Annotated in this window: 11 protein-coding genes; 2 read left to right on the forward strand and 9 right to left on the reverse strand. The window is 69.2% G+C overall.

Annotated features, from left to right (window positions below; genetic code table 11):
• The first annotated feature begins 131 nt into the window (after positions 1-131).
• Positions 132-1,814: a cellulase family glycosylhydrolase gene (locus C8D87_RS48075; RefSeq protein ID WP_233442384.1), complete on the forward strand. Its 1,683-nt coding sequence runs from the start codon at positions 132-134 to the stop codon at positions 1,812-1,814.
• A gap of 24 nt (positions 1,815-1,838) precedes the next feature.
• Here the strand turns inward: C8D87_RS48075 and C8D87_RS31265 are convergent, their stop codons facing one another.
• From C8D87_RS31265 to C8D87_RS31280, 4 genes are all read right to left on the reverse strand, one after another.
• Entirely contained in the window at positions 1,839-3,317 is a 1,479-nt protein-coding gene (locus tag C8D87_RS31265; protein WP_112229383.1) for a glutamate--cysteine ligase, read from the reverse strand.
• A gap of 135 nt (positions 3,318-3,452) precedes the next feature.
• Positions 3,453-3,923, reverse strand: coding sequence for an RICIN domain-containing protein (locus tag C8D87_RS31270; protein ID WP_112229384.1), 471 nt, complete (start codon positions 3,921-3,923; stop codon positions 3,453-3,455).
• Between the two features lie 171 nt (positions 3,924-4,094).
• Positions 4,095-5,258: an FG-GAP-like repeat-containing protein gene (locus C8D87_RS31275; RefSeq protein WP_112229385.1), complete on the reverse strand. Its 1,164-nt coding sequence runs from the start codon at positions 5,256-5,258 to the stop codon at positions 4,095-4,097.
• A complete protein-coding gene (locus C8D87_RS31280) occupies positions 5,258-6,571 on the reverse strand; it encodes a VCBS repeat domain-containing M23 family metallopeptidase (RefSeq protein ID WP_170166645.1) in 1,314 nt (437 codons plus the stop codon). The genes C8D87_RS31275 and C8D87_RS31280 overlap by 1 nt, the downstream gene beginning before the upstream one ends.
• A 288-nt stretch (positions 6,572-6,859) precedes the next feature.
• Here C8D87_RS31280 and C8D87_RS31285 point away from each other — a divergent pair, with 288 nt between their 5' ends.
• Positions 6,860-9,682, forward strand: coding sequence for an AfsR/SARP family transcriptional regulator (locus C8D87_RS31285; protein WP_170166646.1), 2,823 nt, complete (start codon positions 6,860-6,862; stop codon positions 9,680-9,682).
• Here C8D87_RS31285 and C8D87_RS31290 read toward each other — a convergent pair.
• Genes C8D87_RS31290 through C8D87_RS31310 form a run of 5 tightly spaced genes read right to left on the reverse strand, consistent with a single transcriptional unit; the run spans position 9,663 to position 13,993 of the window.
• Positions 9,663-10,466, reverse strand: a complete 804-nt coding sequence (locus tag C8D87_RS31290) for a carbohydrate ABC transporter permease (protein WP_112229388.1) — start codon at positions 10,464-10,466, stop codon at positions 9,663-9,665. The genes C8D87_RS31285 and C8D87_RS31290 overlap by 20 nt on opposite strands.
• Complete coding sequence (locus C8D87_RS31295) at positions 10,466-11,281, reverse strand: carbohydrate ABC transporter permease (protein WP_112229389.1); 816 nt, start codon at positions 11,279-11,281, stop codon at positions 10,466-10,468. The genes C8D87_RS31290 and C8D87_RS31295 overlap by 1 nt, the downstream gene beginning before the upstream one ends.
• Positions 11,278-12,510, reverse strand: a complete 1,233-nt coding sequence (locus tag C8D87_RS31300) for an ABC transporter substrate-binding protein (protein ID WP_112229390.1) — start codon at positions 12,508-12,510, stop codon at positions 11,278-11,280. Before C8D87_RS31300 ends, C8D87_RS31295 begins: the two co-directional genes overlap by 4 nt.
• Positions 12,507-13,247: an amidohydrolase family protein gene (locus tag C8D87_RS31305; protein WP_109641712.1), complete on the reverse strand. Its 741-nt coding sequence runs from the start codon at positions 13,245-13,247 to the stop codon at positions 12,507-12,509. Before C8D87_RS31305 ends, C8D87_RS31300 begins: the two co-directional genes overlap by 4 nt.
• Positions 13,244-13,993, reverse strand: a complete 750-nt coding sequence (locus C8D87_RS31310; RefSeq protein WP_112229391.1) for an amidohydrolase family protein — start codon at positions 13,991-13,993, stop codon at positions 13,244-13,246. The genes C8D87_RS31305 and C8D87_RS31310 overlap by 4 nt, the downstream gene beginning before the upstream one ends.
• Between the last annotated feature and the right edge of the window lie 10 nt (positions 13,994-14,003).

Below are 14,003 nucleotides of genomic sequence, written 5' to 3' on the forward strand. Positions count from 1 at the left end.
GGGTGTTCCGGTCGCGCGAATTTGTTGACAGGAGCAGTGGTCTAGTGCTGTGATTCAACGCACATCAGATAGGAAAGCTTCCTAACTAAATTGCCGCCACCCTGCTGTTCCTCATCACAGGAGGCACCCCTGTGGCCAGATCCCTGTTCCTGGTTCTACCAGCAGCTCTAGCGCTCGCCGTCCCGGCCGTCGCGGTCGCCGCCCCCGTCCAGTACCAGGCGGAGAACGCGACCGTCTCGAACGGGCTCGTGGAGTCCAACCACTCCGGCTTCACCGGCACGGGCTTCGTCAACTACGACAACGAGGTCGGCAGCTACGTCGAGTTCACCGTGAGCTCGCCCAGCGCGGGCCCGGCGACGCTCACGTTCCGGTTCGCCAACGGCACCACGGCGAACCGCCCGATGGACATCGCGGTGAACGGCTCGCTGGCGGCGGACGAGCTCTCGTTCCCCGGCACGGGCGCCTGGACGTCGTGGCAGACCCGCACCACCACGGTGAACCTGAACGCGGGCACCAACACGATCAAGGCGACCGCCACCACGTCCAACGGCGGCCCGAACGTCGACCGGCTCGACGTCGAACCCCCGTCCGGCCCGCCGGACACGATCGCCCCGTCCACCCCGGGCAACCTGCGTTCGACGGCCAAGACCTCGTCGTCGATCACGCTGGCGTGGGACGCGTCCACCGACAACGTGGGTGTGACGTCGTACGTGCTGTCCAACGGCCAGACCGCGACCGGCACCACGCACACCGTGAGCGGCCTGACCCCGAACACCTCGTACACGTTCACCGTGCAGGCGCGTGACGCGGCGGGCAACCTGTCCGGTGCGTCCAACCCGGTCACCGTGACCACCTCGGCGCCGTCCACCGGGCGTCCGGCCGAGGTCAACGGTCAGCTGCGGGTGTGCGGTGTGCAGCTGTGCAACCAGTACGGCAACCCGATCCAGCTGCGCGGCATGAGCACCCACGGCATCCAGTGGTTCAACGGGTGCAACAAGTCCGCGTGGTGGGACGCGCTCGTCAACGACTGGAACGCGGACTTCATCCGCGTCGCCATGTACGTGGCCGCCGGTGAGGACGGCTACGAGACGAACCCGCGCTACTTCACCGACCTGATGCACAGCTACATCGAAGAGGCCACGCGCCGCGGCATCTACGTGCTGATCGACTGGCATCAGCTCGACCCCGGTGACCCGAACGTCTACACCGCGAAGGCCAAGACGTTCTTCCGGGAGATCGCCGAGCGCCACAAGAACAAGACGAACCTGATCTACGACATCGCGAACGAGCCGAACAACGTGTCGTGGTCGAGGGTCAAGGCCTACGCCGAGGAGATGATCCCGGTCATCCGCGCCATCGACTCGGACAGCCTCATCGTCTCGGGCACGCACGGCTGGTCGACGTTCGGCTACTCGGACGGCGAGGACCCGTCGGTGGTGCTGAACAACCGGGTGAACGCGACGAACTTCATGTACTCGTTCCACTTCTACGCGAAGTCCCACAGGGACGGGCACCTCGCCGCGCTGGACCGAGTGTCCAGCCAGGTACCGGTGTTCGTGACCGAGTTCGGCACGCAGGAGGCGACTGGTGACGGTTCGAACGACTTCACCATGGCGCAGAAGTACATCGACCTGATGGCCCGCAAGAAGATCTCCTGGGCCAACTGGAACTACTCCGACGACTTCAGGTCGGGCGCGGTGTTCAAGACCGGAACCTGTTCGGGCAGCACGTTCGCCGGAACAGGTGTGCTGAAGCCGGCGGGTGTCTGGGTGCGTGATCGAGTGCGCACTCCTGACAACTTCCCAACCGGATGACCAATCCTGGCCGCTGACCTGGGTTCAGGTCAGCGGCCAGGTGTGCACCGGTTCGTTGGCGTGCATCAGTTCCACATAGGACCGCAGCATCGTGCGCAGGGCGTCCGCGCGGTCCAGGTGCGTGTGGTCGTAGTGCCGGTGGAACTCACGTGCCTGCCAGGTCGCGCCGTTCACGCCGGTGAGGCAGCGCTGTTCGATGACGCCCAGTAAACGGTCCCGCTCCGCCGAGTCGACGCCCCACCGGATCAGCCCCTCGTGGGCGAGCGGCAACAACCGGCGCAGCACCAGCTCGACCACCGGCACGGTGCCCACACCCGGCCAGTACATCTGCGCGTCCATACCGTTGCGGGAGGCCGCGTTGAAGTTCTCCTCCGCGGCCTGGAAGCTCATCTGCGACCACAGTGGACGCTCGTCCTCGGCCAGCGCCCTGACGAGACCGAAGTACAGCGCGCCGTTCGCCAGCGTGTCGACGATGGTGGGGCCGGCGGGCAGCACCCGGTTCTCGACGCGCAGGTGCGGCCTGTCCCGCACCACGTCGTACACCGGGCGGTTCCAGCGGTAGATGGTGCCGTTGTGCAGCTTCAGCTCGCTCAGGGCGGGCGTGTCGCCGTGGTCGAGCACGGCGAGCGGGTCCTCCTCCTCGCAGATCGGCAGCAGCGCGGGGAAGTACCTGACGTTCTCCTCGAACAGGTCGAAGATCGAGTTGATCCACCGCTCGCCGAACCACACCCGCGGCCGCACGCCCTGCGCCTTGAGCTCGTCGCCACGGGTGTCGGTGGCCTGCTGGAACAACGCGATGCGGGTCTCGCGCCACAGCTCCTTGCCGAGGAAGAACGGCGAGTTCGCGCCGATCGCGACCTGCACACCGGCGATGGCCTGGGCGGCGTTCCAGTAGGCGGGGAACTGCTCAGGGCTCACCTGCAGGTGCAGCTGCGTGCTGGTGCAGGCCGCCTCCGGCACGATCGAGCTCGCGGTGAGGTGCAGCCGCTCCACACCGTCGATGGAGATCTGCAGGTCCTCGCCCCGCGCGGCCAGCACCTGCTCGTTGAGCAGCGCGTACCGAGGGTTGCTGGACAGCTGGTCGGGCGTCACGTGCTTGCTGCGCAGCGTCGGCAGGATGCCGTTGATGACCATGTGCGCGCCGATCTCGCGCGCCTTCTCCTCGGCTTTGTTCAGACTGCGCCGGACCGTCTCCTCGAACGAGGTGATGCCCCCGCCCGCGAGTCGCCGCGGTGCCACGTTGATCTCGATGTTCCACTGGCCGAGCTCCGTCACGAAGTCCGGGTCGTCGATGACCTGGAGCGCCTCGTGGTTCTTCATCGCCGGGTCGCCGTGCTCGTCGATGAGGTTGATCTCGATCTCGAGACCGGTCATCGGCCTCTCGAAGTCGAACCGCGCCTCACGCAGCATCCTGGCGAACACGTCGAGGCATCGCCGCACCTTGGTGCGGTACCGCGTGCGGTCCTCACGCGTGAACTCGTGCTTCGCGACGTCCTCGCCCATGGTGGCCTCCCGACGGTCGAGGGTTCACCCCACCACTGTGCACCATGGTTGATCAATCCGACACCCGTGTGTCACGTTCCGGGACGGCGGGCCGCCCGGGGGACGACCCGCTGTCACAGGTTGAACGTCCAGTCGTCAGGCGGAGCGGATGGTCCAGTACGTCGCCGACCCGCAGGATGCCGGGCCGACGGCCTGGCTGGAGCCGCCGTTGTTGTGCGCGCAGATGCCTGTGGTCTGGTGCCTGATCTGGGTTCGCGTGGTGCCGTTGGTGGCCCAGTTGGTGCCGCCGGCCGCGCAGTTCGTGGTGGTGAGAATCCTCGAGCCGTCAGAGGTCAGGCAGCGCCGGGTTGCCACGTTCCTGAACTTGCCCGTCGCGTAGTTGTCCCACTGCTGGTTGCGCGTTCCGTTGCAGTCGTGCGTGTAGACCGAGCCTGCGGAGTTGGAGTCCAGGCAGCGCCCGGTGCCCCCGTGCGTGATCCTGTGCACGGCCGCGATGCCGACGTCGTCCCCTGCCACGGCGGTTCCCGGCGCGATCAAAAGCGTCGCCGCCGCGGCGACCACCGCGCCCACTCCCTTGATTCGCCGGGCCATTCCCTTGAATTCCATGTGGTGTTTCCCCTTTGTGAGAGTTGCGGAGTTCCTGCGATCTGAAGGAAACGCTATGGAGGTGCTCTACACACCATCTACATTCGATCTACAGCAAGTTTCCAATGCGGATGGATTCCGCACGGAAATGTGGCCGGCCGTCGTGGAGACGGCCGGCCACGGGTGGATCTGCTAGTTCGCGGCCAGGTCCCAGCCCGTCCAGCCCGACCCGACCTGCGTGCCGGTCCCGAATCCGCCGTTCCCGGTCCCCAGCCACTGCCAGAGCGTGTTGTCCGAGGTCCGGATTGCGACGAGGTCGGCCTTGTTGTCCCCGTTGACGTCCATCGACGTCATCTGCCGGAACCCGTTCCAGCCGGACCCGACCTGCACCGCGGTGGCGAAGTCGGCACCGCTGCGCTTCCAGAAGTAGAGCTCGCCGGAGCTGTTGGTCGCCCAGATGTCGCCATCGCTGTCTCCGTCGGCGTCCGCGGCGGTGTGCCGGAACAGGCTCGCCCAGCCGGCGCCGACGAGGTCGCGCTCGGCGAACCTGCCGCTGCCGCGTCCGACGTAGAGGTACATGTTGCCGCCGTCGCGGGCCAGGATGTCCGCCCGGTTGTCGCCGTTGACGTCGCCGAACGCCACGTTCTCCATGGCCGCCCAGCCGGTGCCGACGGTCTGCGCCGAGCCGAAGGTGCCGTTGCCCTGGTTGTACCAGTAGTAGAGCGTGCCGCTGCCGATGGCCCACAGGTCGGCCCAGCCGTCGGCGTTGGAGTCGCCGATGCCGATCTTCGAGAACCCGCCCCAGCCGGGACCGAGCCGGGCGCCGGCCATGAAACCGCCGCCGGCCTTGCCCTTGTAGATCCACGCCGTGCCGGACGGGTCGACGCCCAGCGCGTCGTCGTACTTGTCGCCGTTCACGCTCTTCGCCGGCAGCACGGGGGCAGGCGCGGCGCCGATTGCCGTGCGGGCGTCGTCCATGAACTGCTTGTAGGAGCCCGACTTGTAGGTCGACCACGGCGTCCAGTCGGTGCCCTGGTCGGAGATCCGGTACGCCTCCTTCGCGTTGCACGCGGCGTTGTAGGCGCAGGAGTCGCTGACCTCGCTGTGCCAGTAGTCGTTGATCTGCCAGAGGCCTCGGTCGACCGAGTTGTGGCTGTCGCTGTTCACATACCGGGCGGACGGGTCGCAACGGGACTCCGCCATCCCGACCGCCACCGCGACGACGAGCTTCTCACCGGAGAACCCCGCGTTACGGCCGTTGGACACGCACAGGTCGATGTCACCGGCGGCCTGAGCGGGCAGCACAACGCCCGTGCACAACGCGGCCGCCACCAGAAGTCCGGAAAGGATCCTCATCAGTTCACCGCCAGGGTGAAGCCGGCCCAGCCGCTGCCGATCTGGGTGGCCTTGCCGAACGTGCCGGCGCCACCGCCCAGCCACTGCCAGAGCGTGTTGTCGGACGTGCGGATGGCCACGAGGTCGGCCTTCGAGTCGCCGTTGACGTCCATAGCCACCAGCTGGCGGAACCCGTTCCAGCCGGAGCCGACCTGCGCCGCGGTGGCGTAGCCGTCGGCGGTCTTCTTCCAGAAGTAGAGATCACCGGCGGAGTTGGTCGCCCAGATGTCGCCGTCGCCGTCCGCGTCGGCGTCCCCCGCCGTGTGCCTGAGCAGACCCGACCAGCCCTCACCGAGCAGCGACCGCGCGGCGAACGCGCCGCCGCCCTGGCCGGTGTAGACGTACATCTTGCCGCCGTCACGGGCGAGGATGTCGGTCTTGTTGTCGGCGTTGATGTCCACAAAGGACACGTATTCGAACGCGCCCCAGCCGGGGCCGACCTCCTGCGCCGTGCTGAACGTGGCGTTGCCGCGGTTGTTCCAGTAGTAGAGGGTGCCGTTGCCGACGGCGAACAGGTCCGCCCAGCCGTCGCCGTTCGAGTCGTTGATCGCGATGCGGCTGAACGCGCCCCAGCCGGCGCCCAGGCGCACGGCGGCGCTGAAGCCACCACCGGACCTGCCGTAGTAGACCCACGCGACGCCCTCGGAGTCGACGCCGATCGCGTCGTCGTACTTGTCGCCGTTGATGCTCTTGGCCGCCTTGTTGAGCGTGCCGCAGTTCTGGCTCACGTACGTCTCGGTGCCCGCGGCGTAGTCGAACGCGTCACCGTGGAACGAGGCGGGCCGGATGTAGTCGGGGTAGCTCTGGCCGCTGCCCCGGTTGCGGAACTCGAAGTGCAGGTGCGCGGAGAGCCCGGAGGTGTTGCCGTCGGTGTTGCCGACCGTGCCGATCACGTCTCCCTGCCGCACGACGTCGTTGAGGTGCACGGACTTCTTGTCGAGGTGGGCGTACAGCGTCGAGTAGCCGCCGCCGTGGTCGATCTCCACGTAGTTGCCGTAGGCGGAGGTTTCGCCGCCCTCCCACCGCACGGTGCCCGCCGCCGCGGCCAGCACCGGCTCACCGAGATCCTCGTTGCCCGTGGTGCCGGACATGTTCCAGTCGATCTCGTTGTTGCGGTGCGCGCTGCTGGAGCCCGAGTCGCCCTTCCAGGACGTGCCGCAGATGAACGGCAGCTCGAGCGCGGGAGCGGCGGCCTGGGCGGTGGGCGGGGCGAGTGCCAGCGCAATCGCGGCCACGGCGACGCCGATGACCGCTCTGCCGATTCTGGAAGACATCACGGAATCCATTTCTCTCGCGGTGGAGGTGGTCAGACCCTGACCAAATGCCGGTGCTTTCCGGCGATCTGCGAGAAAATTTATGGAGCCGATCTACACGGCCTCTACACGTCATCTACAGCATTTCTCGCCCCGCATGTGGTGAACGCCCGGCGAATGTCAGCCTTTTGGCACTGTTTGTGCATCTTCCGGCCCGCCGACCTGCTGCTACGATCCGAAGCCGGTGGCCGGTCAGGGTGGGGAGCCTTGGGAAACACGGCGAGTTTCGAGATTCTGGGTCCGCTGAGGGTGGCCAACGCAGGCCAGCCGCTCAAGCCGGCCGGTCCACGGCAGCGCGCGTTGCTCGCCGCGCTGCTCGTGCGTGCCCGGCAACCCGTCAGCCTCGCCGGTCTCATCGACGCGTTGTGGGGCGAGAACCCGCCCGTGTCCGCCGTCGCGAACGTGCACACCTACGTGAGCCGGTTGCGCCGCGACCTCACCGACATCGGCCTGCCCGGCAGGCTCACCACCGACAGCGCGGGCTACCGGCTGCACGTCGAGCCGGACGAGCTGGACAGCGAGGTCTTCGAGGCCGCGGCGGCGCGCGCCCGTGCCGCACTGGCGGCAGGGGACGCCGCGAAGGCCGTGGCGATCTGGCAGGAGGCGTGGCAGGTCTGGCGCGGCACGCTGCTGGAGGACGTCCCGCGCGCGGGCTGGCTGGAGGCCGACGTGGTCCGGCTGGAGGAAATGGCCGCCGCCGCGCGAGAGGACTCCGCCGACGCCCGGCTCGCCGCCGGCCAGTACGGCGCCCTGATCACCGAGCTCGGGGTGCAGGTCCGGCAGTTCCCGTTGCGCGAAGGCCTGTGGTGGCGCCTGATGCGGGCACAGCACGAGGCGGGCCGCAGGGCGGAGGCGCTCGAGACCTACCGCGCGGTTCGCGAGGTGCTCGTCGACGCGCTCGGCGTCGACCCGTGCGACCAGATCCAGGACCTGCACCAGGAGATCCTGCGCGGCGGCAGACCCGAGGGCCTGAACCCGGTGCGCCCCATGCAGTTGCCGCCCGACGTCGACAACTTCACCGGCCGTGCCGCGGAACTGGCCGAGCTCCGCAAGGTCCTCACGCAACGCACCAGGTCCACTCTGGCCGCGATCACCGGCAAGGCGGGCGTCGGCAAGACGTCACTGGCGGTCCGCGCGGCCCACGAGGTCGGCGACCAGTTCGGCGGCGGCCAGCTCTACGTCCGCCTCGGCGGCACCGGCTCGTCGCCGCGCGACCCCGCGACCGTCCTCGCGGAACTGCTCATCGCGCTGGGGGTGCACCCGCACGCGGTCCCGGAGGACCTCGAGGCGCGCGCCGCGCTCTACCGCTCCCAGCTCGCCGCCCGCCAGGTCCTGATCGTCCTGGACGACGCGAAGAGCATGGCCCAGGTCCGCCCGCTGCTGCCCGGCTCCGACTCGTCCGCCGTCCTCGTCACCAGCCGCGTGCAGCTGGTCGGCGCGCAGACGGTGAACCTCGACGTGCTGGGCGCCGAGGACGCGGTCCGGTTGCTCGGCGAGATCGCCGGCGCGGACCGCATCACCGCGGAACCGGACGCGGCCGCCGCCGTCGCCCGCTACTGCGGCAACCTCCCGCTCGCGCTGCGCATCGCCGCCTCGCGCCTGGCCCGCCGCGGCCACTGGACGGTCGGCCGCCTCGCCGAACGCCTCGCCGGCGAGGGCACCCGGCTGAACGAGCTGCGCATCGACGACCTCGAAGCCCGCGCCAGCCTCGCGTGGAGCTACGACGCGCTCGACGAGGTGCAGCAGCGCGCGTTCCGGCTGCTCGGCCTGCTCGACGTGCCGGACTTCCCCGGCTGGGTCGTCGCGGCGCTGCTCGGCGTCGACGTGCCGGACGCCGAGGAGATCGTCGACAGCCTCGCCGACGTGCACCTGCTGGAGGTGTGGCAGGGCCGGTACCGCTTCCACGACCTGCTGCGGGTGTTCGCGAGGGAGCGCGCCAACGAGGTCGACTCCGCGGACGACCGTGCGAGCGCGCTGCACCGGGCCTTCGCCGCGTGGCTCGACCTCGCCGTCCAGGCCGAGTCCGGCCTGCCGTGCCGGTTCCTCAAGGTGCGGCTCGCTCCCGAACGCAGCGGGCTCGACACCGGTCGCCTGCTCGCGGATCCACTGGCGTGGCTGGAAGCCGAACGGGACGCGCTCGTCGGTGTCGTCGAGCAGGCCCTCGAACTCGGCATGACGAGCCTCGCCTGCGACCTGGCCTGTGCGCTGACGACGTTGTTCGACCTGCGCAGCCACTACGACCTGTGGCGCCACACCCACGAGCTCGCGCTGAGCGCCGCCGTCGAGGACCGGCACCGGGCGATCCTGCACCAGGGGCTCGGCGCGCTGGCGTTCTACCGCGACCACTACGGCGAGGCGAGCGAGCACTTCGGCCAGGCGCAGGAGATCTTCGCCCGCACCGGCGAGCACCGCGGCCACGCCTACGCGAACCTCGGCCTCGGCAGCGTGCACCTGTTCCACGGCAGACTGGACGAGGCCGCGGTCCGGCTCGAGCGGTCCCGCGAGACGTTCGGCTGCTGCCAGGACGAGAGCGGCGAGGCGTTCGCGTTGCAGGCGCTCGGAATCGTCCACCGCAACCAGGGCAGGCTCGACGACGCCGCGCGGTGCCTCGGCAAGGCACTGGAGATCTTCCGCCGTCTGGGCAGCCGGTACGGGCAGGCCTGCGCGTTGTTCAGCATCGGCCTGCACCACAAGGCCAGGGGAGACCTCTCCCAGACAGAACAGGCGCTGCTCGACGCCATCGAGCTGTTCCGCGCGGCCTCCTGCCCGCGTGACGAGGCGCTGGCGTTGCACGTCCTCGCCGCCAGCTACGCCGAGCAGGGCGACGCGGGCAAGGCGTCGGAGATGATGTCCCGCTCGCTCACCGTGTTCTCGCCGGAGGACGAGAGCGCCGGCAAGGCGGCCACCCTCTACAGCCTCGGCTGGGTCGCGCACCGCAACCAGCGTCCCGACGAGGCGGCCGCCTGTTTCGAGCAGGCGCTGCGGCTCTTCCAGCGCCTCGACATGCAGGTGCACGTCTCCAGGACCGTCAACGCGTTGCAGCAACTGGGGCTCACCGTCCAGGGCCGGTGAAGCCGACGGTGCTGACCAGCCGCCGTTGCAGCAGCAGGAACACCAGCAGGCACGGCAGCCCGGTGACGGTCGCCGCGGACATCAGCTCGGGGATCGTGAGGTGCCCGGCGTCCAGTGTGGACAAGCCGACCGTCAGCGTGCCGGTGTCGCCGGTCCCCGACACCACCAGCGGCCACAGGAAGTCGTTCCAGTGCCAGAGGAACACGAACACCGCGAGCGTCGCGAGCACCGGGCGGCACAGCGGCAGCACCACGTTCCAGTACACCCGCCAGTCCCCGGCGCCGTCGATCCGCGCGGCGTCGAACACCTCGTCCGGCAGCGCGCGGATGAACTGCCGGAGCAGCAGCACGGCCTGCGCGTTGGCGAGCGTCGGGATGATCAGTCCCCAGTAGGTGTCCGCCCAGCCGAGCAGCTGGATGATCACGATCGACGGCATCAGCACCGCGTGGAACGGCACCATCAGCGTCGACAGCAACGACCACAGCAGCACGTCCCGGCCGGGAAAACGCTTGCGCGCGAACACGTACGCGGCCATCGACGCCGAGAGCAGCACGGCGACGACCGACACCGCCGAGTAGATCACCGTGTTGCCGGTCCACCGCAGGAAGCTCTCCGTCGACAGCACCCCGACGATGTTGTCCAGGGTCAGCGACGCCGGCCACGCGTGCGGGAGCACCGGTGAGTAGCGCGGCGTCAGGGCGATCACCACCATCAGCGCGAACGGGCCGATCGCCAGCAGCGACACGACCGACAGCAGGATGGTCAGCCACACACGCGAACGCATCACGGGTTCCGTTCGAAAGCTCGGCGCTGGGTGAGTGACACCAGCAGCACGATGGCCCACAACACCAGCCCGGCCGCCGCGGCCTTGCCGATCTCGACGTACGTGAAGCCGTACTGGTACACCGCGTACGCCAGCGTGTAGCTGGCCCGCACCGGACCACCGCCGGTCATCACGTAGATGAGGTCGAAGACCTGGAACGCGCCGATGGTCTCCACCACGACGACGAAGAAGATCGCCGGCCGCAACGACGGCAGGATCATGTGCCGGAACCGTTGCCAAACGCTTGCACCGTCCACTTTGGCCGCTTCCAGGCAGTCGGCCGGCACGTTCCTGATGCCCGCGAGCAGGACCAGCATCGCGTAGCCGAACCCCTTCCACACCCCGACGACGGCGAGCGCGGGCAGCACCGTCGACGGATCCCGCAGCAGGCCCGCGGGCTCGAACAACCACTTCCAGATCACACCGCTCAGCACCAGGCTCGTGACGTACGGCGCGAGCAACGCGGCACGGAAGAACCCGCGTCCCCACGGCACCGAGTGGAGCAGGAGCGCGGTCCCCAGCGCGACCACGAGGATGAGCGGCACGTAGATCGCGGCGTAGGTCAGGGTCGTGCGCAGGCTCGCCAGGAAGTGGTCGTCCCCCACGAGGCTCGCGTAGTTCTCCGCGCCTGCGAACTCCACGTCGCCGCCCGGCTGGTAGTCGGTGACGCTCAGCCCGGCCGCTCCCAGCATCGGCAGGAACCGGAACGCGCCGAACAGCACCAGCACGGGCAGCAGGAACACCAGCACCGTCAGCGGTTCGCGCAGCCGGCTCATCGCTTCTGCTGCAGCAACGCGTCGACCTCTACCGCCGCGTCGGCGAGCGCCTGCTCGGGTGTCCTCTCGCCGAGCAGCGCGGCCTGCAGGTGCGGTGCCAGCAGCCCCATCACCCTGCGCGCCTGCGGATGCGTGTCCCCGGCCCTGGCGAACTCCAGCGCCTGCGCGAAACCCTTGTCCACGTCGTCGACGACGGGCGGCATGGCGCCGGTCCACGGCAGGAAGAAGCCGGAGTGGACGCACAGCTCCTCGATGACCTTCGGCGTGGTCATGTAGGACAGGAACTTCCGTGCCGCGTCGGGATTCTTGGCCGTGCGCAGCAACGACAGCGCTCCGGGCTGCCCGAACGTCACCTGCGCCCTGTGCCGCAGGGGAGCGCCGACCACCGTGTTCTCCGCGCCGGCCGAGCGGACGACGTTGCGGGCCGTCGTCGAGACCATGGAGTGCGACATCGCGGCCTTTCCTGCCGCCACCGCGTCGTCCACGAGCCGGGCGCGCTTGGTCGCGGCGTCGCGCGGCAGGCCGCCCATCGCGTTGAGGTCGACGAGGAACCGCAACGCGTCAACGCCTTGCGCCGACGAGAAAGCGCTCTTCGTGCCCTCCTCGTTGAACACGCTGCCACCCGCCTGCCACAGCAGCGGGTAGAAGGTCATGTTGAGCGTCTCCTCGGTGGAGCCCGCGTAGTCGAGCACCGGGACGCCCTTCGCGGCGAGCTTCGGCGCCGCGGCCCTCACCTCGTCCCACGTGTCCGGCAGCTCGGTGATGCCGGCCTCGGTGAAGAGCTTGCGGTTGTACACCGTCGTCGTGACGGTCTGGTACAGCGGCAGCCCGTAGGCCTGGTCCCCGACGGTCAGCGCGGTGATCGCCGACGGCCGGTACTGGCGGTCACCGGCCTTCAGCACGTCGCCGACCGGCAGCAGCGCCTTCTCCTCCACGTACTGGGGAATCATGTCCGGCTGCAGCAGCACGACGTCCGGCCCGCTGCCCGCCATGAGCGCGGCGCCGAGCTTCTCCTGCCTGCTCTCCCACGGCTGCAGCTCGATGCGGACCTTCAGGCCGTGCTCGGCCTCGAAACCCGCCTCGACCTTCTGCCAGTACGCCCGGTTCTGCGCCTGGTCGGCGATGACCGGGTACATCCACAGCGTCACGGCGTCGTCGCCGGGCCGGGCACCGCAGCCGGTGAGCGTCGCGACCGTGCAGGCTGCGACGAGCGCTGCCGTTCTCTTCATGCGGCTTGGTCCGTTTCGATGCCGAAGAGGCGCGCGGCGTTGCGCCACATCACGTGTTCGTACTCGTCCTCGGTGAGGGCGGCATCCACTACTACACCCATCGCGATGGCCGGGTCGACCAAGGTGCTGTCGGTGCCGAACAGCATCTGCTCCAGCGGCACCCGGTCGAGCGCGTACCGGTAGCGGCCGGCGTCGGTGATCGAGCAGCACGGTTCGAGGTAGAGCCGGTCGGTGCGGGTGGCGGCCTCCACCGCCGTCCGCCACGCCGGTCCGCCCATGTGCCCGGCGATCACCCGCAGGCCGGGATGCCGTTCCAGCACGTCGACCAGGCCGAGCACGGACTCGTCCCAGGTGTGGACGAGCACCGGCAGACCGGCCTGCGCGGCGAGCGCCATCGTGTCCTGGATCGCCTTCGACAGCAGCGTCTGGCCGGGATAGGTGGTGTGCACCTTGACACCGACGAACCTGCCGGTCGGCTGGTACTTCTCCAGCTCGCGCGCCCCGGCCGCGAGGTCGTTGGGGTTCACCACGACGTAGCCGAGCAGCCGCGGGTGGGCCTCCAGCACCTCGGCCATCCACCTGTTGCCCGCGACCATGTCGTAGGTGACGGCCTCCGACGCGGAGACGATCTGCCGGTCGATGCCGTAGCGGTCCATCAGGGTGATGTTGAGCTCGGCGGCACCGACGTCCGTGGCGAAGAACCACGGCCCGGCGTGCGCGTGAACGTCGATGATCACAGTGCTTCTCCCAGCCACCCGGCCGCGGTGCCCCCGGCGACCTGCTTCCACTCCTGTTTGGTCAGACCCGCCATGCGCAGCCGCAGCGCGGACGGCATGACGTCGTGCAGCGGCGTCCGCGACCCGTACGCGAGGTGGTGCGCGCCGACCTCGCCGGCGATCCGCTCGATCGAGTCCGGGCCCACCAGCATCCTCGTCGAGGCCACGAAACCGGGCTCGCGGCGGGCCGTCACGACGAAGTCCGCCACCCGGTAGGCGTGCACGTCGAGGAAGCACACCCGCGCGCCGCGGTCGGCGAACGGCCGCCAGAACTGGCTGAAGTCACCGCTCGTCAGCAGCACCAGGTCGTGGCCGACGGCGGTGTCGATGATCGCGGCGAGGCCGGGGGAGCCCGGTTCCACCCACTGCTCGGGCGGGAAGAGCCGCAGGATCTTCACCCCGGCCTCGGCGAGCCTGCCGATCTCGTCCTCGGCGCCGAGCGCGTCGCGGATGTCCACGCTGCCGACGGGCACGAACCGCTGCTGCTGCTCGGTGGCTTTGCGGGTCTCGTCGTTGCCGGAGGAGACGTCGAACAACGCACCGCGCAGCGAGCAGAGCAGGCCGCGGCGGATCCCGTGGCTCTCCTGCTGATGGGCCACCGCGTCCAGCGACGCGTCCAGCTGCCGGTGCGGAACCGCGCCGAACAGCACGTCGACGTCGATGCCGATCACGTGCCGCTCGGCGGGTACCGGGGGAAGTCTCACCATGAGAGGCAGT

Source organism: Lentzea atacamensis (assembly GCF_003269295.1).
In the GTDB taxonomy this organism is placed as follows: domain Bacteria; phylum Actinomycetota; class Actinomycetes; order Mycobacteriales; family Pseudonocardiaceae; genus Lentzea; species Lentzea atacamensis.